Here is a 21,341-nt window from a genome sequence, read left to right on the forward strand (position 1 = left end):
CCTGTGGACAACTCCGCCGGAACGCCCGGGGCTGTGGACAACTCCACCGGGACGCCCCGGGCTGTGGAAAGCGCCCGGGGCCCTCAGTCCTGGCGGACGACGTTCCGGCCGGGACCGCCGGAGAGGGTGTCGCGGCCCGGGCCGCCGTAGAGCCGGTCGTCGCCGCTGTTGCCGTAGAGCCGGTCGTCGCCGCTGTTGCCGTACAGGACGTCGTCGCCCTTGCCCCCGTACAGCTCGTCGGCGCCGGCGCCGCCGGTGATCGTGTCCTTGCCGTCGTCGCCGGACAGGGACTGGGATCCGGCCCCGCCGTGCAGCGTGTCGTCGCCCTTGCCGCCCTGCGCGATGTTGCCGCCGCCGGCCGCGTTGATCGTGTCGTTGCCGTCGCCGCCCCAGGCCAGGCCCTCCTTGCCGACCGTGAGGGTGTCATCGCCCGCGTCGCCCGAGACGTAGGCGCCGTCGAGGCGGCCCGAGTCGGTCGCCTTGTCGTTGCCGGCGCCCAGCGAGATCTGGGCGTAGGAGTAGATCTGGTCGGTGGCGTTCTTGTAGGCGACCGTGTCGCCGCGGTCGCCGAGGTCCATGACCAGGGCGGCGTAGGGGTCCTGGCTGTCCACGAGGGTGACCGTGCAGGAGACCTTCGTGCGGTCCGCGGCGACGGGGTGGCCGCAGCCGTGGCCCGCCGCGACCGGCACCACGTCGTCGACGAGGTAGGTGATGCCCGCACGGTCTGCGGTGAGCGAGGCGGTGACGGTGACCTTGTTGGCCTGGCCGGCTGCCGCCTTGTAGGTGAGCTGCCAGTCGTACCCATTGACCTCGGCGGTGGCCGGCGCCGTCGCGGCACCGGCCGGGCCGGCCAGGGTGAGCGGTACGGCCAGTGCCGTACCGAGGACGAGGGCCGTCGCCGGGACGGCGCGGAGCATCCGGCGGGCGGGACGAGCGAGCATGGCAAACCTCCGAGAGGACGTGCGCGGCCGTGCGCCTTACGCACCTTCCGACTCGGGCTGCCCCCGTTTGGTTGGACAACTTCCTTGGGGGCGCCAAGAGTTCACCGGCCGGCCGCTTCGCCGCCGGGTGGAGTCCGCCGTCCGGTCAGCCGAGGGCGTGGCCGGTGGTGGCGTCCACGTGCTCCGGCACCTCCTCGTGCCGGTCGCCCACCGTGAGGGTGCCGGTCGGCTCGAGGAGCAGGATCTCGGTGGGCACGCGCGCGTACGGCTTGTGCTCGGTACCGCGCGGGACCGTGAACACCGACCCCTTGGGCAGCACCACCGTGCGCTCGCCGGCCGGCTCGCGCAGACCTATGTGCAGCTCCCCGCTCAGGACCAGGAAGAACTCGTCGGTGTTCTCGTGCACGTGCCAGAGGTGCTCGCCCTCCACCTTCGCCACGCGCACGTCGTAGTCGTTGACCGTGGTGACGATGCGGGGGCTCCACTGCTCGGTGAAGGAGGCGAGGGCCTGCTCGAGGAGGACGGGCGCGGTGTGTTCCGTGTGTGCCATGCGCTCATCGTGCGGGTGACCGGACCGCCGTACGAGTGCTAGGAATCGCATATGCCGCAAGGATCCTCTCAACCCCCGCACCGGGTGGCGGTGCTGGTCGACGCGGGCACCAACCCGTTCGAGGTCGGGGTCGCCACCGAGATGTTCGGGCTGCCCCGCCCGGAGCTGGGCCTGAGCGGTCCGCTCTACGAGGTGACGCTGTGCGCGCCCGGTCCCGAGATCCGGATGAACCACGGCTTCTTCACCATGAGCGGCCTGCCCGGTCTGGAAGCGGTGGACACGGCCGACACCCTGATCGTGCCCGGCCGCCCGGACAACGTCGTGCCGCGCGGGCCGGACGTCCTGGCCGCGATCCGCCGCGCGCACGCGCGGGGCGTCCGCGTCGTCAGCTTCTGCACCGGCAGTTTCGCGCTCGCCGAGGCCGGGCTGCTGGACGGCCGCCGGGCCGCCACCCACTGGATGTGGGCGGAGACGTTCCGGGACCTGCATCCCGCGGTACGGCTGGAGCCCGATGTGCTGTTCGTCGACGAGGGCGACATCCTCACCGCGGCGGGCAGCGCCGCCGCGCTCGACCTCGGGCTGCACCTCTGGCGCCGCGACCACGGGGCCGAGACGGCGAACACCGTCTCCCGGCGCCTCGTCTTCGCCGCCCACCGCGACGGCGGGCAACGCCAGTTCGTGGAGCGACCGGTGCCCGAGGTGCCCGACGAGTCCCTCGGTCCGCTGCTGGCCTGGGCGCAGGAACGCCTGGACGAGCCGCTGACCGTCGCCGCTCTCGCCGCCCGCGCCGCCGTCTCGCCCGCCACCCTGCACCGCCGCTTCCGCAGCCAGCTCGGCACGACTCCGCTGGCCTGGCTCACCGGGGAGCGCGTGGCGCTGGCCTGCCGGCTGATCGAGCGGGGCGAGGAGCGGCTGGACGTGGTGGCGGCGCGCAGCGGTCTGGGCACGGCCGCCAATCTGCGCGCCCGGCTGCGCCGGGAGACGGGGCTGAGCCCGTCGGAGTACCGCAAGCGGTTCGGCGGGGTTCCGGGAGAGGGTGCGGGGCCCTGTCCGTATGACGGGTTTGTGACGATCGCCCGGCCCCGGGGAAGCATGCTCCGTATGAGATTCCTCGTACGCGACCGGATCCTCGGCATCGGTGACGACTGGTGGATCGAGGACGAGCACGGCCGGAAGGTCTACCTCGTCGACGGCAAGGCCATGCGGCTGCGGGACACCTTCGAGCTGAAGGACGCCGGGGGGCGGGTCCTGATCGACATCCACCAGAAGATGTTCGCGCTGCGCGACACCATGGTGATCGAACGGGACGGCGAGGTCCTGGCCCGGATCCGGCGCAAGCGGCTGTCCCTGCTGCGCAACCACTACCGGGTGGCCCTGGTGGACGGCACCGAACTGGACGTCAGCGGGAAGATCCTGGACCGCGAGTTCGCCGTGGAGTACGACGGCGAACTCCTGGCGGTCATCTCCCGCCGCCGGCTGACCGTCCGCGACACCTACGGCGTGGACATCGTCCGCGAGGACGCCGACCCGGCGCTGCTGATCGCGGTGGCGGTGTGCGTGATCCACCTCGCCGAGAAGGAGGGCGAGGAGGACTGACCCCCGGCCGCGAGGCGGCTCAGCCCCGCTGCCGGGGCGGCTCCAGGCCCAGGACGCGGTCCTTCAGCGCCGGGAACTGCTCGCGGGTCGCGGCCGGCTTCGCCGGGTCGATGTCGACCGTGAGGACCTCCTCGCCGGAGCCGGCCTCCGCGAGAACCTCGCCCCACGGATCCACCACGATGGAGTGACCCGCCTGGGGAACTCCGGCGTGTGTCCCGGCCGTTCCGCAGGCGAGCACGAACGCCTGGTTCTCCACCGCGCGTGCCCGGGCCAGCAGCGTCCAGTGCGCGCGCCGCCGCTCGGGCCAGCCCGCCGGGATCACCAGCGTCTCGGCGCCGGCGTCGACCAGCGCGCGGAAGAGTTCGGGGAACCGGAGGTCGTAGCAGGTGGCCACGCCAAGCGTGGTGTCCGGCAGCCGGACCGTCACCAGGTCCCGGCCCGCGCCCATCAGCACGGCCTCGCCCTTGTCGAAGCCGAAGCGGTGGATCTTGCGGTAGGCCGCGGCCAGTTCACCGGTGGGGGAGAAGACGAGCGAGGTGTTGTAGAGGGGGCCTTCGGGGTCGCGTTCCGGGATGGAGCCCGCGTGCAGCCACACGCCCGCGTCGCTCGCCGCCTCGGCCATCGCCTCGTACGTCGGCCCTTCCAGCGGCTCGGCCTCGCGGCCGAACTCCTCGTAGGCGAAGGCACCGGTGGTCCACAGCTCCGGCAGGACGACGAGGTCGGAGCCGCTCTGCTCACGCACCAGCGCGGCCAGGCGCTGCCGCCGGGAGCCGACCGGTTCCCGCTCGTCCACGGCCGCTTGGATCAGCGAGGCGCGCACACTACCACCGTCCTGGGATTCGAGTCGTCCATACGGGCCTACGATCGTCACACGAAAGCACTGCCGGGGTGCCTTTCCGCAGCGTAACTTAGCGTCTCAAGACACCCGCCGAAGTGCAGCCGCCGTCCGCCGGCACCGCCGCCGCAAACCCGCCCGTGTACCGACCGCCGAGGGGTCCCGTTCCGTGAGTCTGCATCCCACTCTCCAGCCCTACGCCGACGCCTGGACGCACTCCATCGAAGCGATATCCGAGATGGCCCAGTCACTCGTCGAGGGCGAGTGGAACCGGCGGACCCCGTGCCCCGGCTGGTCGGTGCGCGACATCATCTCCCACGTCATCGGCATGGACTGCGAGATGCTCGGCGACCCGCGCCCCATCCACGCCCTGCCGCGTGACCTCTTCCACGTCGCCACCGAGCACCAGCGCTACATGGAGATGCAGGTCGACGTCCGCCGGCACCACACCGCGCCGGAGATGACGGCCGAGCTGGAGTACACGGTCATCCGCCGCAACCGCCAGCTCCGGGGCGAGTCCCGGGACCCCGGCACCCTGGTGCGCGGCCCGCTCGGCAAGGAGATCACCCTGGAGCAGGCCTACCGCACCCGGGCGTTCGACGTGTGGGTGCACGAGCAGGACCTGCGCACGGCCCTCGGCCGCCCCGGCAACCTGGACTCGCCGGGCGCGTACGTCACCCGGGACGTGCTGCTGGAGGCGCTGCCCAAGGTGGTCGCGCGGGACGCGAACGCCCCGCGCAGCTCGGCGATCGTGTTCGACGTGCACGGCCCGGTCGAGTTCCTGCGCACGGTCCGCGTCGACATCCAGGGCCGCGGCACCCTGGAGACCGTCCCCGCGCTCGGCCCGGCCGCCACCCTCACCCTCGACTGGGAGACGTACGTCCGCCTGGCCTGCGGCCGGGTCTCCCCCGAGGCGGCGGCGGACCGGGTGAAGACGGACGGCGACCAGGAGCTGGCGGCGGCCATCCTGCGTCACTTCGCGGTCACGCCGTGAGCCCGGCCGCCGAGGGCGCGCTCCCGCCGCGGGGCTACGCGGGAACGTGCACCGTCTCTATACGGCTGGAGATCAACCGCTCCCGCTCCCGCCGGGCCGCCCGCCCCCGCAGCCGGAGGATCTGGCTCACCCCGAGCGCCTGGAGCACGAACACGGAGCCGAAGGCCACGGTGTAGTCGTCCCCGGTCGCGTCCAGCAGCACACCGATCGCGAACAGCGTCGTCATGGAGGCGATGAAGCCGCCCATGTTGGTGATGCCGGAGGCCGTGCCCTGCCGCTCGGGCGGATTGGCCGGCCGGGCGAAGTCGAAGCCGAGCATGGACGCCGGCCCGCAGGCGCCGAGCACCGCGCACAGCACCAGCAGCAGCCACATCGGCGCGTGCCGCCCGGGGTAGGCCAGGGTCGCCGCCCACAGCAGCGCGGTGGCGCCCACCGTGCCCAGCGCCAGCGGCAGCCGCGCCGCGTGGTGCCGGGCGACGATCTGGCCGTAGACCAGGCCGATCACCATGTTGGACAGCACGACGAGGGTGAGCAGCTCACCGGCCGTGGCACGGCTGAGCCCCTGCGCCTCTACGAGGAACGGCAGGCCCCACAGCAGCAGGAACACCATGGCCGGGAACTGGGTGGTGAAGTGCACCCACAGGCCCAGCCGGGTGCCCGGCTCCCGCCAGGCGGCGGCGATCTGCCCGCGGACGTAGGCGGCGCCCCGGTGCGGGGACGGCTCCGGCTCCATGCCCTCGGGGTGGTCCTTCAGGAACAGCAGGGTCAGCACCAGGACGACCGCGCCCGCCAGCGCGCTGCCCGCGAACGCCGGGGTCCAGCCGATGCCGTGCAGCAGCCGGGCCAGGACCAGGGTGGAGACCAGGTTGCCCGCCATGCCGACCAGCCCGGCGAGCTGCGCGACCATCGGGCCGCGCCGGGCCGGGAACCAGCGGGTGCCCAGCCGCAGCACGCTGATGAAGGTCATGGCGTCGCCACAGCCCAGCAGCGCCCGGGAGGCGAGCGCGGCGCCGTAGGTCGGGGAGAAGGCGAAGCCCAGCTGGCCGACGGTGAACAGCAGCGCGCCGATGCTCAGCACCTTCTTGGTGCCGAGCCGGTCGACCAGCAGGCCGACGGGTATCTGCATGCCGGCGTAGACCAGCAGCTGGAGTATGGAGAAGGTGGACAGGGCGGAGGCGCCCACGTGGAAGCGGTCGGCCGCGTCCAGTCCGGCCACCCCCAGCGACGTGCGGAAGATGACGGCGACGAAGTAGACCGCCACGCCTATGGACCAGACGGCGACCGCCTTGCGGCCGCCCGGCGGGTCGCCCGGGAGGGCGGCGTTGCGCGCCGTGGCACTCATCGGACCTCACCCCGCGCGATGTTCGAGACCCAGCTCACGTGCCGGTGCACGACCCCGACGGCCGTCTCGGCGTCCCCGGCGCGCAGCGCGTCCAGGATCTCCTCGTGCTCGGTGAGCGTCTTGGCGATCCGGTCGGGGTGGGAGTGCATGACGGCGACACCCATCCGCAGCTGGCGGTCGCGCAGCTGGTCGTAGAGCCGGGAGAGGATCTCGTTGCCCCCGCTGCGCACGATCTCGGCGTGGAAGCAGCGGTCGGTGACCGCGGCGGCGGCCAGGTCGCCGGCGGCGGCCTGCGCCTTCTGCCGCTCCAGCAGCTCGGTCAGCCGCTCCAGCAGCCCCGGCGGGGCGGGTACGGCCTTGCGGGCCGCGTGCTCCTCGACCAGCAGCCGGGTCTCCACCACGTCCGCGATCTCCTGCGCGGAGACCGGCAGGACCAGGGCGCCCTTCTTCGGGTAGAGGCGGATCAGGCCCTCGGCCTGAAGCCGCAGCAGCGCCTCCCGGACGGGCGTGCGCGAGACCCCGACGGCCTCGGCCAGCTCACCCTCGGTGAGCAGGCTGCCCCCCTCGTAGCGGCGGTCGAGCACACCCTGCTTGACGTGGGTGTACACGCGGTCGGCGGCGGGTGGCTGCTTGAGGGACTGGGGCGCGGAGTGCTCGACGGCCGTTCTCATGCCCACAGGATAGATACAACACGTACGCAAGTGGTGGACCGTCCATCATGCGGACCCTCGCGGCCTGGAAGCGCCCCTTGCCCCGGCGACCGCACAACCTTCTGTGCTACTTACGTGTCACACACATGCGGCCTTCTTGCGCACCCACCTCAACTCGGCCGCACATCAGGGGCATTCAACACATTCGAGGTACATCAGTTGATTACCGGCATTATGGGCACCAGTTTCCGCAGGGCCGCCGTCGTCACCGTCACCGCCGGCGCGCTGGCCGCCACCGGTGCCCTCACCGCGGCGCCCGCGCAGGCCGTCACCGCGCCCTCCATCGTGGCCAAGGGCGGGTACCTCATGAACAACGCCAACAGCTCGACGCTGTACACGAAGAAGGCGGACACCCGGCTCTCCACCGGCTCCACCACCAAGATCATGACCGCCAAGGTCGTGCTCGCCCAGCCGAACCTCAACCTCGACGCCAAGGTCACGATCAAAAAGGTCTACAGCGACTACGTCGTCAAGAACAACGCCTCCCAGGCCCATCTGATCGTCGGCGACCAGGTGACCGTCCGGCAGCTGCTGTACGGCCTGATGCTGCCGTCCGGCTGTGACGCCGCCTACGCGCTCGCCGACAAGTACGGCTCCGGCTCGACCCCGGCGGCGCGCGCGAAGAACTTCATCGGCAAGATGAACACCGCCGCCAAGAACCTGGGCCTGAAGAACACCCACTTCGACTCCTTCGACGGCATCGGCAACGGCAGCAACTACTCGACGCCGCGCGACCTGACGAAGATCGCCAGCAGCGCGATGAAGAACTCCACGTTCCGCACGATCGTCAAGACCAAGACGTACACCGCCAAGACCCGCACCAAGTCGGGCGGCACCCGCACGATGGCCCCCTGGAAGAACACCAACGGGCTGCTCAGCAGCTACAGCGGGACCATCGGCGTGAAGACCGGCTCCGGCCCGGAGGCCAAGTACTGCCTGGTCTTCGCCGCGACCCGGAAGAACAAGACGGTCATCGGCACCGTCCTCGCCTCCTCCTCCATCGCCAACCGCGAGGCGGACGCGAAGAAGCTCCTCAACTACGGCTTCGCCCGCCTGGGCTGACCCCCGGTCATCCCCTAGGGGGCCCGCCGCTCGCCGCGACGGGCCCCTTTTCGCTGCGCCGGGTTCCCCGATAACACGCATGGTGCTAGTTTCATTGGCACCATGCTGCTGCGTCTGGACACGTCCGACACCCGCCCGCTGCACGAACAGGTCGCCGCGGCGATTCGGCGGGCCATCGCCGAGGGCGAGTGCCGCGCGGGCGACCGGCTGCCCTCCGCCCGCGATCTCTCCGCGGCCCTGGACATCAACGTCAACACCGTGCTGCGCGGACTGCGCGAGCTGCGGGACGAGGGCCTGCTGGAGTTCCGGCGCGGCCGGGGCATCACGGTCGCCGAGGGAGCGTCCCGCCGCTCCGGCCTCCAGATCAGGGTGCGCGAACTGGTCACGGAGGCGTCCCGGCTGGGCTACAGCCGGACCGATGTCATCGACATGATCCGGGGGCTGACATGACGGACAGGGAAACCGGGCCGGTGCCCCGGAGCCGTACCGCGCGGTGGTGGCCGGCCGGCGCGGCGGCGGGCGTCACGGCCGTGCTCGCCGGACTGCCCTGGGCCCTGCGGGACCGGCTGCCCGACCGGCCGGCGACCCACTGGAGCGGCGGCGGCACCCCCGACGGCTCGCTCCCCCTGTGGGCGGCCTGCCTGCTCCCGGCCGGCGTCTGGCTGCTGACCGTCCTCGCGACCAGCGTGCGCCCGCGCCGCTCCGCCCCCGCCGCGCGCTCCTGGCGGGTGATGACGCTCGCGCCCACGGGGGCGGTGCTCGTCGGCGCCCAGGTGTCCGTCGTCCGGGCGAACCTGGACCACACCGACTGGCACCAGGCCCGCCAGCCGGTCCTCGGGGTGGTGCTGATCGGCGCGCTCGCGGCGGTCGCGGCCGTGGCCGCCTGGCGGTTCGCCCCACGGCCCGTCGCCGTCCCGGCCGCCGCGCCCACGCTGGAGGTGCCCGAGGGCGAACGCCTTGTGTGGTTCTCCCGCACGGCCAACCCCTGGCTCCTCCTGCTGGCAGCGGTGGCCGGGCTGGTGGCCGTCGTCGCGCTGGTCGCGCTGGCCGTCGGTCTGGCCGACCCCGCCGCGCTGTGGCCGGTGTGCGCGGGGGCCGGCGTCGTCGCGCTCGCCGGGGCCATGTGCTCCTCGGTCCAGGCGAAGGTGTCGGAGGCGGGCCTGGAGGTGTCGTTCGGTCCGCTGGGCTGGCCCGTCCGCCGCTGGTCCCCGGCCGCCATCGAGACCGCCCGCGCCGAGCGGCGGCTGCCGTCCCAGGTCGGCGGCTGGGGGTACCGGATCAGCGGCCTCGGCACGACGGTCATGCTCCGCGCCGGCGACTGTCTGGTCATCCGGCCCCGGGGTCGCCGCGCCGACTTCGCGGTGAGCGTGGACGACGCGGAACGGGGCGCGGCCCTGCTCAACACCCTCCGCACCCGGCTGCCCACCGACTGACCGAGCTACTTCATCGGCCCTTCTCTTGTCACCCACATGCCGCTAATTCACCTGTAATCACGAATATCAGCCTTGCAGTTGGCATATTCGAATTCCTCCGTTCTACGTTCCGCGACGGAGGTGTTCACATGAACGAACCCAGGAAGCAGCCCGACGCCGAGGGACGGCGTCAGGCGATCGACATCAGCGACTTCGTGTACGCGGCGACCGGAGCCCGCGTCCGCCGGCTCACCATGCCGGACGGAAGCCATTGGTTCCCGGCGGTGGATGTCTGCAAGGAACTCGGGCACAGCAACTCTCGGCAGGCTCTCGCCGACCACATGCCCGAAGAGCACCGAGAGACACTCGAGACCGTCAGTGGAGCTTACGGTCTCAGCATTCCCGCAGGTAGGGAGTGGCGCCGAGACCTGAATCTGATCTCTCTGCAGGGTCTCATCCTGCTCGTCAACGCCTGCACCAAGCCGGCCTGCATGCCCTTCAAACTGTGGGTCGCCGAAGTCATCGAGACCGTACAGAGGGAGGGTTCTTACACTCTCGACAAGGCCGAGGTGCAGTCCGACGAGCCGGGCGCGCCCATCGCCTACGCCATGCCGGAACAGGTCGCGGAGGCCATCGTCCGGCTGGAGGCGCACAACCTCCGGTTGGACGAGGAACTGGCGAAGGGGCAGCGCGAGTCGATCGAACTGCAGAAGGCCACCCTGGCCGTCCAGCAGGCCATGGTGCGGGCGATGGAGCGGATCGCGGACCGGCTCGACGGACTCGCCCTCCCGCGGTCCCTGCCCGGCGCCGATCCGGTGGTGCCGCCTACCACGGAGGCCCTGCTGGCCGACTGGCGGCAGCGGCTGTCCGTGACGGCGGACGTGTGGGCGGTGGCCGTCGTCATCGCCCCGGTCCTGGTCGAGAAGGGCGAGCTGTGCGAGCCGCTGGAGTCCATCGCGGCGCGGACCGGCCTGTCCGTGCACCGCGTCAACGAGTGCCTGCGGCTGTTGCGCAAGCACGCCTGCATCCGCTCGCGGGGCGGCACGGAGGATGGAGCGCCGGTGTACGTGCTCAACCAAGGCTGACGGGCACTGAATGACGAAGGGGGCGGTCGCAAGAGATAGTTGCGGCCGTCCCCTTCACTTGTCAGAGGTTACCCACCGACGGGCCTCAACCCCAGGTGATCAACCGCTTCGGCTGCTCGAGAATCGCCGCCACGTCCGCCAGCACCTTCGAGCCCAGCTCGCCGTCGACCAGGCGGTGGTCGAAGGACAGGGCCAGAGTCGTGACCTGACGCGGCTTCACCTTGCCCTTGTGGACCCACGGCTGGAGCTTGATCGCGCCGACCGCGAGGATCGCGGACTCGCCGGGGTTCAGCAGGGGCGTACCGGTGTCGACGCCGAAGACGCCGACGTTGGTGATGGTCACCGTGCCGCCCTGCATCGCCGCCGGTGAGGTCTTGCCCTCGCGGGCCGTCGTCACCAGTTCGCCGAGCGCCTCGGCCAGCTGCGGGAGCGTCTTGTCGTGCGCGTCCTTGATGTTCGGCACGATCAGCCCACGGGGGGTGGCCGCCGCGATACCCAGATTGACGTAGTGCTTGAGCACGATCTCCTGGTTGGCCTCGTCCCAGGAGGCGTTGATCTCCGGGTTGCGCTTGATGGCGACCAGCAGGGCCTTGGCGATCAGCAGGAGCGGGTTGACCCGCAGGCCCTGCATGTCCTTGTCCTGCTTCAGCTCCTCGACCAGCCGCATCGTGCGGGTCACGTCCACCGTCACGAACTCGGTGACGTGCGGTGCCGTGAACGCCGACCCGACCATCGCCTGCGCGGTGGCCTTGCGGACGCCCTTGACCGGGACGCGGGTCTCGCGCGCGGTGTCGTACGACGCCGCGGGCGCCGGGGCCGCGGCGGCGGCCGGGGCGACCGGCGCCGGTGCGGTGGCGGGGGCCTCGGTGACCGGTGCGGCGGCGCTCGGGGCGGCCGCCGCGTGGACGTCCTCGCGGGTGATGACTCCGTCCGGGCCGGACGGGGTGACCGAGGCCAGGTCGACGCCGAGGTCCTTGGCCAGCTTGCGCACCGGGGGCTTGGCCAGCGGGCGGGACTTCTCGGCGAGCGTCGCGCCGTGGCCGTTCAGCTCGGCCTGGATCGCCTGCGCCGGCCCCGGCACATCGGCCTGCGGGCCCTTGCGGGGGCGGCGCTTGGTCGAGGTGGTGGCCACGCCGTAGCCGACCAGCACCGGCTGGCGGCCCGCCGGCTCGGGCTCCTCCGCGGCCGGGGCGGGCTGCTCGGCGGGCACCTCGGGGGCCTCGGGCGCGGCGGCGCCGGCCACGGCGACCGTGATGATGGGCGTGCCCACGTCCACCGTGGTGCCCTCGGGGAAGCGCAGCTCGCGCACCACGCCGTCGTAGGGGATGGGCAGTTCGACGGCGGCCTTCGCCGTCTCGACCTCGCACACCACCTGGCCGTCGGTGACCGTGTCACCCGGCTGGACGTACCACTTGAGGATCTCGGCCTCGGTGAGCCCCTCGCCCACGTCGGGCATCTTGAACTCGCGTACGGACGCATCCGTCATCGTCGTCACGTCCCTCTCCTCAGTACGCCAGCGAGCGGTCGACGGCGTCGAGCACGCGGTCCAGGTCGGGCAGGTACTCCTCCTCCAGGCGGGCCGGCGGGTACGGGGCGTGGTAGCCGCCGACCCGGAGCACCGGTGCCTCCAGGTGGTAGAAGCAGCGCTCGGTGATCCGCGCGGCGATCTCCGCGCCGGAGCCGAAGAACACCGGCGCCTCGTGCACCACGACCAGGCGGCGGGTCTTCTCCACCGAGGCCTGGATCGAGTCGAAGTCCAGCGGGCTGACCGAGCGCAGGTCCAGCACCTCCAGGTGCTTGCCCTCCTCGGCCGCCGCGTCCGCCACCTCCTGGCACAGCTTCACCATCGGGCCGTAGGCCGCCAGGGTCAGGTCCGTGCCCTCGCGGACGACGCGCGCCTTGTGCAGCGGGGCCGGGATCGCCTCGGGGTCGACCTCGGCCTTGTCCCAGTAGCGCCGCTTGGGCTCGAAGTAGATCACCGGGTCGTCGCTCTGGATGGCCTGCTGCATCATCCAGTACGCGTCCGAGGCGTTCGACGGCGAGACCACCTTCAGGCCCGCCACATGGGCGAACAGCGCCTCCGGCGACTCGGAGTGGTGCTCGACCGCGCCGATGCCGCCGCCGTAGGGGATCCGCACGACGACCGGCAGCTTGACCTTGCCCAGCGAGCGGGCGTGCATCTTCGCCAGCTGGGTGACGATCTGGTCGTAGGCCGGGAAGACGAAGCCGTCGAACTGGATCTCCACCACCGGGCGGTAGCCGCGCAGGGCCAGGCCGATCGCGGTGCCGACGATGCCGGACTCGGCCAGCGGGGTGTCGATGACCCGGTCCTCGCCGAAGTCCTTCTGCAGGCCGTCCGTCACCCGGAAGACACCGCCGAGCTTGCCGACGTCCTCGCCCATGATCAGGACCTTGGGATCGGCGTCCAGGGCGCGGCGCAGCGACTCGTTGATGGCCTTGGCCATCGCCATCTTCTCGGCCATCTCAGTGACCCCCTTCATCGGCGAACGACGCCTGGTAGGCAGCGAACTGGGCGCGCTCCTCGTCCACGAGCGCGTGTCCGTCCGCGTACACGTTCTCGAAGAGGGCGAACCGGTCCGGGTCGGGCATGGCGCGGACCGCTTCGCGCACTCGCTTGCCCAACGCCTCGGACTCGGCCTCGAGTTCCGCGAAGAATCCCTCGTCCGCGTGGTTCGATGCCTCCAGGTAGCGGTGCAGGCGCAGGATCGGGTCCTTCGCCTCCCAGGCCTGCCGCTCCTCGTCGCCCCGGTAGCGGGTGGGGTCGTCGGAGGTGGTGTGGGCGCCCATGCGGTAGGTGTACGCCTCGACCAGGGTGGGGCCCTCGCCGTTGCGGGCGCGCTCCAGCGCCCGCTTGGTGACCGCGAGACAGGCCAGCACGTCGTTGCCGTCGACCCGGACGCCCGGGAAGCCGTAGCCCTGGGCGCGCTGGTACAGCGGGACGCGGGTCTGCTTCTCGGTCGGCTCGGAGATCGCCCACTGGTTGTTCTGGCAGAAGAACACCACGGGGGCGTTGTAGACCGCGGAGAAGGTGAAGGACTCGGCCACGTCGCCCTGGCTGGAGGCGCCGTCGCCGAAGTAGGCGATGACCGCCGAGTCCGCGCCGTCCTTGGCCACGCCCATCGCGTAACCGGTGGCGTGCAGCGCCTGGGAGCCGATGACGATCGTGTACAGGTGGAAGTTGTTGCTGTTCGGGTCCCAGCCGCCGTTGTTCACGCCGCGGAACATGCCGAGCAGGTTGGTCGGGTCCACACCGCGGCACCAGGCGACGCCGTGCTCGCGGTAGGTCGGGAAGACGTAGTCGTCCGGACGGGTGGCGCGGCCCGAGCCGATCTGGGCGGCCTCCTGTCCCAGCAGGGAGGCCCACAGGCCCAGCTCGCCCTGGCGCTGCAGGGCGGTGGCCTCGGCGTCGAAGCGGCGGGTGAGCACCATGTCGCGGTACAGGCCGCGCAGTTCCTCGGGGGTGATGCCGGCGACGTAGGCGTCGTACTCGGCGTTCGCGACCCGCTCGCCCTCGGGCGTCAGGAGCTGTACGAGGTCGGGGTCGGTGCTCTTCTTCGCGGTACTGCGGGTGGTACGGGTGGTGCGCTTGGTGCCGGTGGCTCCGGTCTTGCTGCCGGTGGTGCCGGCTTTGCCTGCGGCGGTGCGTCGCGGCTTGCGCGCGGCACTGCTCTCCACGGTCACGTGTGCTCCTCCGTCGTTCCGGCCCCCGGGGTTGCCGGTAGGCCAGTGCGGCTCACCTGTTTCGACCACCGGGCACGGGGTGGGTGCCACTCGGCCGGGAACAGGCGTGACAGGTGCCCCGGCGAGCGCCCTGCAACCATCACGTTACCCAGTGCCCCACATTTCTGTGAAACCCCGTTTGACCTGCGATTTTGCTTGGATTTCCAAGTAAATCGAAGGGATGGGAAAGCGTGCTGGTCACAGCCTTGCGACAGGCCCGAGCAAGCGCACGTTATCCCGGCGACCCAGGTCACGGGAAGAGTTCGATGTGAGACGGGACTCGTACGCGAAGCGGGAGAAATCCCGTTATTACCGCCCGGTTGCCCGCGTCCGGAATGCGATGGCGTTACCGGCGGCCCTCCACTGTCACCCGAATGTACGAGCAAATGCCCCGCCCACGACCGAAAGCGACCGTCGGCGACTGCCTGTGACAACGCCCAGCTCACGGGCTTCCCATGTGCCCTAACATCTGGCGCGTGCCGCGCTCATGTGTACCACCTGTCGTGCCTCACGCGCCCCCTCTGACCGCCCTGCTGCGCCTGTACGCCGCGGGAACCGCCCTCACCTGTGAGCCGGTCGACCAGGGGTTGCTCAACCGCGGCTACCGGCTGTGCACCACCCGCGGCCGGTACTTCCTCAAGCACCACTTCGATCCGGACACCGCCGACCCGGCCGCCATCGAGCGCCGGCACCGGGCCACCCAGCGGCTGGCCGACCTCGGCGTCCCGGTCGCCCCGCCGCTCGCGCACCGCGAGGGCCGCACGGTCGCGGTCGTCGGCGGCCACGCCTACGCCCTGCACCCCTGGGTCGACGGCGGACACCGCCACGGCGGCCAGCTCACCCGCGCGGAGAGCGCCCGCCTCGGCGCGCTCCTGGGCGCCGTCCACGCCTGTCTGGAGCGGGTGATGCCGCCCAAGGGCCGTACCCGCCCGGCGACGAGCCCGCACCCCGTGGAGAGCGCCGACCCGGCCGACACCTTCGCCCTCATCGACGACCTGCTGGAGCACGTGCGCCGGCACCGGCCCGCCGACGCCTTCGACGAACTCGCCCGGCACCGGCTGCTGGAGCGCCGCGCCCTGCTGGAGCAGCACGCGGACCGGCGTCCGCCGCGCGGCGGCCCGGTGGGCTGGGTGCACGGCGACTTCCACCCGTTCAACCTGCTCTACAAGGACGACGCCCCGGCCGCCATCGTGGACTGGGACCGGCTCGGGGTGCAGCCGCGCGCGGAGGAGGCCGTCCGCGCCGCCGCCATCTTCTTCGTACGCCCCTCCGGACGGCTGCACCTGCCCAAAGTGCGGGCCTACGCGCGCGCGTACCGGCGCGCGGCCGGTGCCACGCCCTCCGAGCTGGCGGCGGCCGTGCACCGCGTGTGGTGGGAGCGGCTGAACGACTTCTGGATGCTGCGCTGGCACTACGAACGCGGCGACACGCGCGCGGACTGCCAGTTCCCGGCCGCGTCGGCGCTCGCGGTGTGGTGGACGCGCGAGTACGACGCGGTGTGCGACGCGTTCGTGCGGTGAGCGGGCGCCGCCGGCCTCCACGCGCGCGGTGCGGGGCCGGCGTCACCTCGACGCGTGCGGCGAACGGCCGGCGCCACCTCAGGGTGTCGCCGGCCCGGTCGTCGCCGGTGCGCTTCAACCGGCGGTGTCGCCCGCGGTGGTGCCGACGGTCGTGGTGCCCTCGGAGGTGCCGCCGTCGGTCGTGGTCCCGCCGTCGGTCGTGGTGCCGCCCTCGGTCGTGCCCTGGTCCGTGCCGCCCTCGGTGGTGCCGGCGTCGGTGCCGCCGTTCACCGGGTCCGTGGGCTGCGACGGCGTGGTCTGCGGGCTCGACGGCTGGCGGCTCGGGGGCGGGGAGGCCGACTGCGACTGGGTGTACGACGGCGTGGTCGCCGGCCCCCCGCCGGTGCCGCCGCCGCTCGTGTTCCACTCACCGGTCCCCGCCGAGGTGTCCGACGGCTCGCCGGTGTCCTCGTCGGTCGGGGTCGGGGAGGGGGACTCCTTCTCGGTGTTCTTGGAGTGCGTCGTGGTCGGCTTGGTGTCGGAGCCGTCCTTGCCGCCGTCGCCGTTCGCGCTGTGCAGTGCCAGCGCCACGCCCGCGGAGATCGCGATGACCGCGAGGACGGCGAGGATCCACAGCTTGCCGCGTCCGCTGCCCCGGTTGCCGTGGCCCTCGAAGCCGCCGTCGTCGCCGCTGCCGTAGCCCGTGGGCAGGATCGGCTGCGGGATCTGCGCGGTGCCGCCCGCGTCCACCGGGTGCGGCATGACGGTCGTCCCCGCGAAACCGGCCGACGGGTTGTGCCGGCCGTCGGGCGCCTCCACCAGGCCGGTGTTCCAGGTGCCGGTGTGGCCGCCCTGCTCGTACAGCATCTGCAGGCCGTACTGGACCAGGCCGCGCATCTCCTCGGCCGTCTGGAACCGGTCGTCGGGGTCCTTGGCGAGGGAGCGCATCACCAGGCCGTCCAGCTCCGGCGGACAGGTGCCGTCGACGACCTGCGACGGCGGCACCGGCATGTCCTGGACGTGCTGGTAGACCACGGAGAGCGGCGTCTCCCCGGTGAACGGGGGCCTGAGCGCGAGCAGTTCGTACAGCAGGCAGCCGGTCGCGTACAGGTCGGAGCGGTGGTCGACGGCCTTGCCGAGCGCCTGCTCCGGGGAGAGGTACTGCGGGGTGCCCATGACCATGCCGGTCTGCGTCATCGTCGTGGACGCGCCGTGCAGGGCGCGGGCGATGCCGAAGTCCATCACCTTGACGGCACCGCTGTGGGTGATGATGACGTTCGCCGGCTTGATGTCACGGTGCACGATGCCGTGCTGGTGCGAGTAGGCGAGCGCCTCCAGCACCCCCGAGACGATGATCAGGGCCTGCTCGGGACCCGGCGCCTCGGCGTTCATCAGCAGATCGCGGATGGTGCGGCCCTCGACCAGCTCCATGACGATGTACGGCACGGACTGGCCGCCCACCACGTCCTCGCCCGAGTCGTACACGGCGACGATCGCGTGATGGTTCAGCCCCGCGACCGACTGCGCCTCGCGGGTGAACCGCGCCTTGGAGACCGGGTCTTCGGCCAGGTCCGCGCGGAGCAGCTTGACCGCGACCGTGCGGCCCAGGCGGACGTCCTCGGCGGCGAACACCTCGGCCATGCCACCCCGGCCGAGCCGGTGCGTGAGCCGGTACCGCCCGTCGCCGACGAGCCCGCCGTTGCCCCACAGCTCCGGCGCGTCCGACATGCCGCCGCCAGTCGCCTCGGGGTCGGACGGGCCCTGAGAGCGCTGCGTCTGTGCCATCAGTCCTCGCCGTCGTTTCTGCCCGCGGTGCGCGCGGTGTTGTTACGGTCTCCGTCGGCCACGCTACAGCCTTCGTGGGGGCCGCCGGTCCGGAACCGCAACCGGGACGGACCCGAGACGGACCGGTCATGAAACCTCCAGCAGGCGCTGTCGTGCAAATTCTGTGCGCCGGTCGTACATCCCCTGTAACGCTTGCGCGACGCTTCTTGCGCGTACGGTCACGGAACGGGCACCGAGCTTGACGTGTCGGTGCCCTCCGGCAGACTTGGCCGGGAATGAGACATTCGATCAAGGCCTGTTCGCTGGATCACGGCGCCGGACGGCCAGTGGGGGACGCGGAGAGATGAGCCAGCACGGCGCACCGGGCCGGTACGCGGGGCAGGCCCTGGCCCAGGGCCGCTACCAGCTGCGCGACCTGCTCGGCGAGGGCGGCATGGCCTCGGTGCACCTGGCGCACGACACGGTGCTGGACCGTCCGGTCGCGATCAAGACCCTGCACACCGAACTCGGCCGGGAACAGGCGTTCCGCGAGCGCTTCCGCCGCGAGGCGCAGGCCGTGGCCAAGCTCACGCACACCAACATCGTCTCCGTCTTCGACACCGGCGAGGACGAGCTGAACGGCATGGCCACGCCGTACATCGTCATGGAGTACGTCGAGGGCCGGCCGCTGGGCTCGGTCCTGGAGGAGGACATCCGGCAGTACGGCGCGATGCCCGCCGACAAGGCGCTGAAGATCACCGCCGATGTGCTCGCCGCCCTGGAGATCAGCCACGAGATGGGGCTGGTCCACCGCGACATCAAGCCGGGCAACGTGATGACGACCAAGCGCGGTGTGGTCAAGGTCATGGACTTCGGCATCGCCCGCGCCATGCAGTCCGGCGTCACCTCGATGACACAGACCGGCATGGTCGTGGGCACCCCGCAGTACCTCTCCCCCGAGCAGGCCCTCGGCCGTGGGGTGGACGCCCGCTCCGACCTGTACTCGGTCGGCATCATGCTGTTCCAACTGGTCACCGGCCGGCTGCCGTTCGACGCGGACTCGCCGCTGGCGATCGCGTACGCGCATGTGCAGGAGGAGCCGGTGGCGCCCTCCTCGGTCAACCGCGCGCTGCCGCCCGCCGTGGACGCGCTGGTCGCCCGCGCGCTGAAGAAGAACCCGAACGAACGCTTCCCGACCGCCGAGGCCATGCGCGACGAGTGCCTGCGCGTCGCGGCCTCCCTCCAGGCGGCGACGCCGAGCATCGTGCCGGACGCCGGGCCGCGGCAGAGCGGTTCGGGCGTCGGCGCCGCGGTGTTCCCGCCGGTCGACCGGGCGCCCTCGGCCCCGCAGGGGCAGCCGCTGGCGCCGTACCAGCCGGCTCCCGCCCCGGCGCCGAACCCGTACGGCTCGCCGACACCGCCCGCCCCGGCCTACGGCTACCCGCCGCGGGCCGGTTACCAGGCCCCGCCCGCCGCCTACGGCCCGCAGGGCGCCGCCGCTCCGACCCCGCCGCCGTACACGATGTCGCCCCGGCCGTCCCGGCCGTCCGGCGGTCCCGGGCGCGGCAGGCGGCCGGTGATCGTCGCCTCGGTCGCGGTGGCGGCCATCGTGGTCGCCGGGGTGACCGTCGCGCTGACGCTGAAGGACGACGGCGCGGACACCGAGGGCGGCGGCGCCGTCCCCTCGGCGTCCGCGTCCCACCGGGCGGGCTACCGCGGGCCGGACCACACGCGGCGGATCGACAAGAACGAGTGCACCGACCCGCAGGAGTCGTGGCAGGACTCGGCCAAGATCGAGCTGCCCGACTTCCGGTACAAGGACATCGACTCCGTGAAGGAGTGCCTCCAGGCCGCGGGCTGGAAGTGGAAAATCGCCCACGAGGACGACAACACCTGGGGCGACGGGACCGTCCTGAAGCAGTTCCCCGCCCAGGGCGCCGATGTCGACCCGGACGACGTGGGCACCATCGAACTGAGCGTGTCGACGGGCAATCCCCCGCAGTAGCCGTCCCGTCGGGGACCGGCGGGCGGGACGGGGCCCTCGCGCGCACGCCCACGCTGACGGGACACGACAGCCCACGGTGACGGGACAGGACAAGGGCCCGGCGGTCGTCCGCCGGGCCCCTTCCGTGTCGTGTCCGTGTCGTGTCGGATCGCGAGGGCCGCTCCGGGCGCGGACCGCGCGGGTTACAGGTACGGGCCGCCCGAACGGCCGCCCGCGTGGTGCTCGTCGCCGCCCTCGGGGCCGGTCACACCCGGCGGGAGCGCGCGGCGCATCTGCTCCAGCTGGGCCCGCGCGGCCATCTGCTGGGCGAACAGCGTCGTCTGGATCCCGTGGAAGAGGCCCTCCAGCCACCCCACCAACTGCGCCTGGGCGATCCGCAGTTCCGCGTCGCTCGGAGTGGCGTCGTCGGTGAACGGCAGGGAAAGCCGCTCCAGCTCCTCGACCAGCTCGGGGGCCAGGCCGTCCTCCAGCTCCTTCACGGAGCTGGCGTGGATCTCCTTCAGCCGCACCCGGCTGGCCTCGTCGAGGGGAGCCGCCCGCACCTCCTCCAGCAGCTGCTTGATCATGCTGCCGATCCGCATGACCTTGGCCGGCTGCTCCACCTGCTCCGTCACCGGGGTCTCACGGGAGTCCTCGTCCCCGCCGCCGAGTGCCATCCCGTCCTGACCCACGACGAGGATCTGGGGATTCTCCGGCGACCGTTCGTTCCTCGGCATCTCCATGCCGTCATTCTCTCGCACGCCCCCACCTCATCACCGTGGTGCCCCCGCGTGGCGCGGATCCACCGTTTCGACCCGACGGACCAATCCGAAATGCCCCCTTTCGGATTGGATGTGAGGCTGGTTCCCGTCGGTTATCCATCGGTCACGACACCTGGGCTCCGGGAGGTCACCGACGTGACTCCACGCCTGCGACTCACATTCCGCTGTCTGCGGCTGCCGGCCGTCCTCACGGCCGCGACACTGCCGTGGTACGGCATCGCCGTCGTCCACGGCAGTCCGCCCGCGTACGCCGCCGAGCCGGGCCCGGCCCCCGCGTCCGCCCCGAGCCACGGCGAGGGGCGGCAGGGACCCGCCCGGGACGCGCCACCGGGGCGGTCGGTGCCGAAGCTCCAGCCCCTGGGCCACTCCGCCGGCTCTCATTCCGCCGAGGCCCATTCCGCCGGGGCGCACCCGCACGACCGGCATCCGGACGCGGACCACCGTGCCCCGGAGCAGGAGCGCCCGGACCGGGACGACGAGGAGCGGGGTGAAGGGCGGGACCACCCGGGCCAGGATCACCCGGGCCGCGACCGGCCCGGCCGGGGGCCGTCCGCCTCCGCCGGCCCCGCGCGGAAGGACTCCGCCACCCCCGTGCCCATGCCGTCCGACTCCGCCTCGGCCTCGGCCTCGGTCCACCCCTATCGCTCCCTCGCCTGGACCGAGCCCACCCGGGCGGGCAGCCGGGCCGGTGAGGGGCGGATGCGCCCGGGCCGGCCAGACCGGCCCGCCACCGAGCCGGAGGACGAGGACGACTCCGCCACCGCCACCCCGGCCGTCCAGCCGGCGGAGCCGGAGACCACGGACGTGCCCGCCGCCTCCGAGGAACCGGCCCGGGAGGCCGGCCCGGGCTCCACCCCGCCCGCGCCACGGCCCGGCACCCGGCAGGCGAGCCGGCAGAGCGAGGCCGTGACCGAGCCGGGCCTGCGGATCCTGCCGCTGGGCAGCGGACTGGTGCTCATCGGCCTGGGTCTCGGCCTGGCCCTGCTGGGCCTGAGATTGCGCAGGAGCTGACCGGCCGGCCCCGCCGAGGCGGGGCCCGTCCGG

At 72.2% G+C, this 21,341-nt stretch carries 19 protein-coding genes and 1 pseudogene; 10 read left to right on the forward strand and 10 right to left on the reverse strand.

Translation table 11 applies throughout. The features are described from left to right. Positions 1-83: 83 nt before the first annotated feature. Both IE251_RS10800 and IE251_RS10805 read right to left on the reverse strand, forming a co-directional pair. Complete coding sequence (locus IE251_RS10800; protein WP_189752683.1) at positions 84-941, reverse strand: calcium-binding protein; 858 nt, start codon at positions 939-941, stop codon at positions 84-86. Between the two features lie 145 nt (positions 942-1,086). After that, the gene (locus IE251_RS10805) at positions 1,087-1,491 is read right to left on the reverse strand and encodes a cupin domain-containing protein (protein ID WP_229896693.1); all 405 of its coding nucleotides are present in this window, start codon (positions 1,489-1,491) and stop codon (positions 1,087-1,089) included. A 51-nt stretch (positions 1,492-1,542) separates the two neighbouring features. Here IE251_RS10805 and IE251_RS40905 point away from each other — a divergent pair. After that, positions 1,543-2,526 (forward strand): annotated as a pseudogene (locus IE251_RS40905) (GlxA family transcriptional regulator); the annotation flags it as partial. A 66-nt stretch (positions 2,527-2,592) separates the two neighbouring features. Next, positions 2,593-3,087: an LURP-one-related/scramblase family protein gene (locus IE251_RS40910; protein ID WP_200692437.1), complete on the forward strand. Its 495-nt coding sequence runs from the start codon at positions 2,593-2,595 to the stop codon at positions 3,085-3,087. 19 nt (positions 3,088-3,106) lie between these two features. Here IE251_RS40910 and IE251_RS10815 read toward each other — a convergent pair whose 3' ends face one another. Further along, positions 3,107-3,907 carry a carbon-nitrogen family hydrolase gene (locus IE251_RS10815; RefSeq protein ID WP_189752686.1) on the reverse strand — a complete coding sequence of 267 codons (801 nt, stop codon included), beginning with the start codon at positions 3,905-3,907 and terminating at the stop codon, positions 3,107-3,109. Between the two features lie 184 nt (positions 3,908-4,091). Between IE251_RS10815 and IE251_RS10820 the strand changes: the two genes are divergently transcribed. Further along, the gene (locus IE251_RS10820; protein WP_189752687.1) at positions 4,092-4,916 is read left to right on the forward strand and encodes a maleylpyruvate isomerase family mycothiol-dependent enzyme; all 825 of its coding nucleotides are present in this window, start codon (positions 4,092-4,094) and stop codon (positions 4,914-4,916) included. Positions 4,917-4,950: 34 nt separating this feature from the next. Here IE251_RS10820 and IE251_RS10825 read toward each other — a convergent pair whose 3' ends face one another. Further along, entirely contained in the window at positions 4,951-6,258 is a 1,308-nt protein-coding gene (locus tag IE251_RS10825) for an MFS transporter (protein WP_189752688.1), read from the reverse strand. Continuing rightward, on the reverse strand, positions 6,255-6,929 hold the full coding sequence (locus tag IE251_RS10830; RefSeq protein WP_189752689.1) for a GntR family transcriptional regulator: 675 nt from the start codon (positions 6,927-6,929) through the stop codon (positions 6,255-6,257). The genes IE251_RS10825 and IE251_RS10830 overlap by 4 nt, the downstream gene beginning before the upstream one ends. Positions 6,930-7,127: 198 nt before the next feature. Between IE251_RS10830 and IE251_RS10835 the strand changes: the two genes are divergently transcribed. From IE251_RS10835 to IE251_RS10850, 4 genes are all read left to right on the forward strand, one after another. Beyond that, positions 7,128-8,030: a D-alanyl-D-alanine carboxypeptidase family protein gene (locus tag IE251_RS10835; protein ID WP_373301982.1), complete on the forward strand. Its 903-nt coding sequence runs from the start codon at positions 7,128-7,130 to the stop codon at positions 8,028-8,030. A gap of 102 nt (positions 8,031-8,132) precedes the next feature. Beyond that, a complete protein-coding gene (locus IE251_RS10840; protein ID WP_189752691.1) occupies positions 8,133-8,480 on the forward strand; it encodes a GntR family transcriptional regulator in 348 nt (115 codons plus the stop codon). After that, entirely contained in the window at positions 8,477-9,463 is a 987-nt protein-coding gene (locus IE251_RS10845) for an SdpI family protein (protein WP_229896694.1), read from the forward strand. Before IE251_RS10840 ends, IE251_RS10845 begins: the two co-directional genes overlap by 4 nt. 128 nt (positions 9,464-9,591) lie before the next feature. Beyond that, positions 9,592-10,527 carry a BRO-N domain-containing protein gene (locus IE251_RS10850; protein WP_189752692.1) on the forward strand — a complete coding sequence of 312 codons (936 nt, stop codon included), beginning with the start codon at positions 9,592-9,594 and terminating at the stop codon, positions 10,525-10,527. Between the two features lie 85 nt (positions 10,528-10,612). On the opposite strand, the gene IE251_RS10855 is transcribed toward IE251_RS10850, so the two are convergent. Genes IE251_RS10855 through pdhA form a run of 3 tightly spaced genes read right to left on the reverse strand, consistent with a single transcriptional unit; the run spans position 10,613 to position 14,229 of the window. Beyond that, positions 10,613-12,022, reverse strand: coding sequence for a dihydrolipoamide acetyltransferase family protein (locus tag IE251_RS10855; RefSeq protein ID WP_189752693.1), 1,410 nt, complete (start codon positions 12,020-12,022; stop codon positions 10,613-10,615). A 10-nt stretch (positions 12,023-12,032) separates the two neighbouring features. After that, complete coding sequence (locus tag IE251_RS10860) at positions 12,033-13,010, reverse strand: alpha-ketoacid dehydrogenase subunit beta (protein WP_189752694.1); 978 nt, start codon at positions 13,008-13,010, stop codon at positions 12,033-12,035. Position 13,011: 1 nt separating this feature from the next. Next, a complete protein-coding gene (gene pdhA / locus IE251_RS10865; RefSeq protein WP_189752695.1) occupies positions 13,012-14,229 on the reverse strand; it encodes a pyruvate dehydrogenase (acetyl-transferring) E1 component subunit alpha in 1,218 nt (405 codons plus the stop codon). A gap of 494 nt (positions 14,230-14,723) precedes the next feature. Between pdhA and IE251_RS10870 the strand changes: the two genes are divergently transcribed. Next, positions 14,724-15,788, forward strand: coding sequence for a phosphotransferase (locus IE251_RS10870; RefSeq protein WP_234471269.1), 1,065 nt, complete (start codon positions 14,724-14,726; stop codon positions 15,786-15,788). A 114-nt stretch (positions 15,789-15,902) separates the two neighbouring features. On the opposite strand, the gene IE251_RS10875 is transcribed toward IE251_RS10870, so the two are convergent. Next, complete coding sequence (locus tag IE251_RS10875; RefSeq protein WP_189752697.1) at positions 15,903-17,552, reverse strand: protein kinase domain-containing protein; 1,650 nt, start codon at positions 17,550-17,552, stop codon at positions 15,903-15,905. A 343-nt stretch (positions 17,553-17,895) separates the two neighbouring features. Between IE251_RS10875 and IE251_RS10880 the strand changes: the two genes are divergently transcribed. Continuing rightward, the gene (locus IE251_RS10880) at positions 17,896-19,536 is read left to right on the forward strand and encodes a protein kinase domain-containing protein (RefSeq protein ID WP_189752698.1); all 1,641 of its coding nucleotides are present in this window, start codon (positions 17,896-17,898) and stop codon (positions 19,534-19,536) included. Positions 19,537-19,718: 182 nt separating this feature from the next. On the opposite strand, the gene IE251_RS10885 is transcribed toward IE251_RS10880, so the two are convergent. Beyond that, a complete protein-coding gene (locus IE251_RS10885) occupies positions 19,719-20,258 on the reverse strand; it encodes a bacterial proteasome activator family protein (RefSeq protein ID WP_189752936.1) in 540 nt (179 codons plus the stop codon). A 174-nt stretch (positions 20,259-20,432) separates the two neighbouring features. Between IE251_RS10885 and IE251_RS10890 the strand changes: the two genes are divergently transcribed. Further along, positions 20,433-21,308, forward strand: a complete 876-nt coding sequence (locus IE251_RS10890) for a hypothetical protein (protein WP_189752699.1) — start codon at positions 20,433-20,435, stop codon at positions 21,306-21,308. The last annotated feature ends 33 nt before the right edge of the window (positions 21,309-21,341 follow it).

Origin of the sequence: Streptomyces eurythermus (assembly GCF_014649115.1) — a bacterium.
GTDB classification, from domain to species: Bacteria; Actinomycetota; Actinomycetes; order Streptomycetales; family Streptomycetaceae; genus Streptomyces; species Streptomyces eurythermus.

Coding starts and splice junctions, on each gene's coding strand:
- IE251_RS10800 (WP_189752683.1), bottom strand. CDS start 941: ATGCTCGCTCGTCCCGCCCGCCGGATGCTCCGCGCCGTCCCGGCGACG.
- IE251_RS10805 (WP_229896693.1), bottom strand. CDS start 1,491: ATGGCACACACGGAACACACCGCGCCCGTCCTCCTCGAGCAGGCCCTC.
- IE251_RS40910 (WP_200692437.1), top strand. CDS start 2,593: ATGAGATTCCTCGTACGCGACCGGATCCTCGGCATCGGTGACGACTGG.
- IE251_RS10825 (WP_189752688.1), bottom strand. CDS start 6,258: ATGAGTGCCACGGCGCGCAACGCCGCCCTCCCGGGCGACCCGCCGGGC.
- IE251_RS10830 (WP_189752689.1), bottom strand. CDS start 6,929: ATGAGAACGGCCGTCGAGCACTCCGCGCCCCAGTCCCTCAAGCAGCCA.
- IE251_RS10840 (WP_189752691.1), top strand. CDS start 8,133: ATGCTGCTGCGTCTGGACACGTCCGACACCCGCCCGCTGCACGAACAG.
- IE251_RS10845 (WP_229896694.1), top strand. CDS start 8,477: ATGACGGACAGGGAAACCGGGCCGGTGCCCCGGAGCCGTACCGCGCGG.
- IE251_RS10850 (WP_189752692.1), top strand. CDS start 9,592: ATGAACGAACCCAGGAAGCAGCCCGACGCCGAGGGACGGCGTCAGGCG.
- IE251_RS10860 (WP_189752694.1), bottom strand. CDS start 13,010: ATGGCCGAGAAGATGGCGATGGCCAAGGCCATCAACGAGTCGCTGCGC.
- IE251_RS10870 (WP_234471269.1), top strand. CDS start 14,724: ATGTGCCCTAACATCTGGCGCGTGCCGCGCTCATGTGTACCACCTGTC.
- IE251_RS10875 (WP_189752697.1), bottom strand. CDS start 17,552: ATGGCACAGACGCAGCGCTCTCAGGGCCCGTCCGACCCCGAGGCGACT.
- IE251_RS10880 (WP_189752698.1), top strand. CDS start 17,896: ATGAGCCAGCACGGCGCACCGGGCCGGTACGCGGGGCAGGCCCTGGCC.
- IE251_RS10885 (WP_189752936.1), bottom strand. CDS start 20,258: ATGGAGATGCCGAGGAACGAACGGTCGCCGGAGAATCCCCAGATCCTC.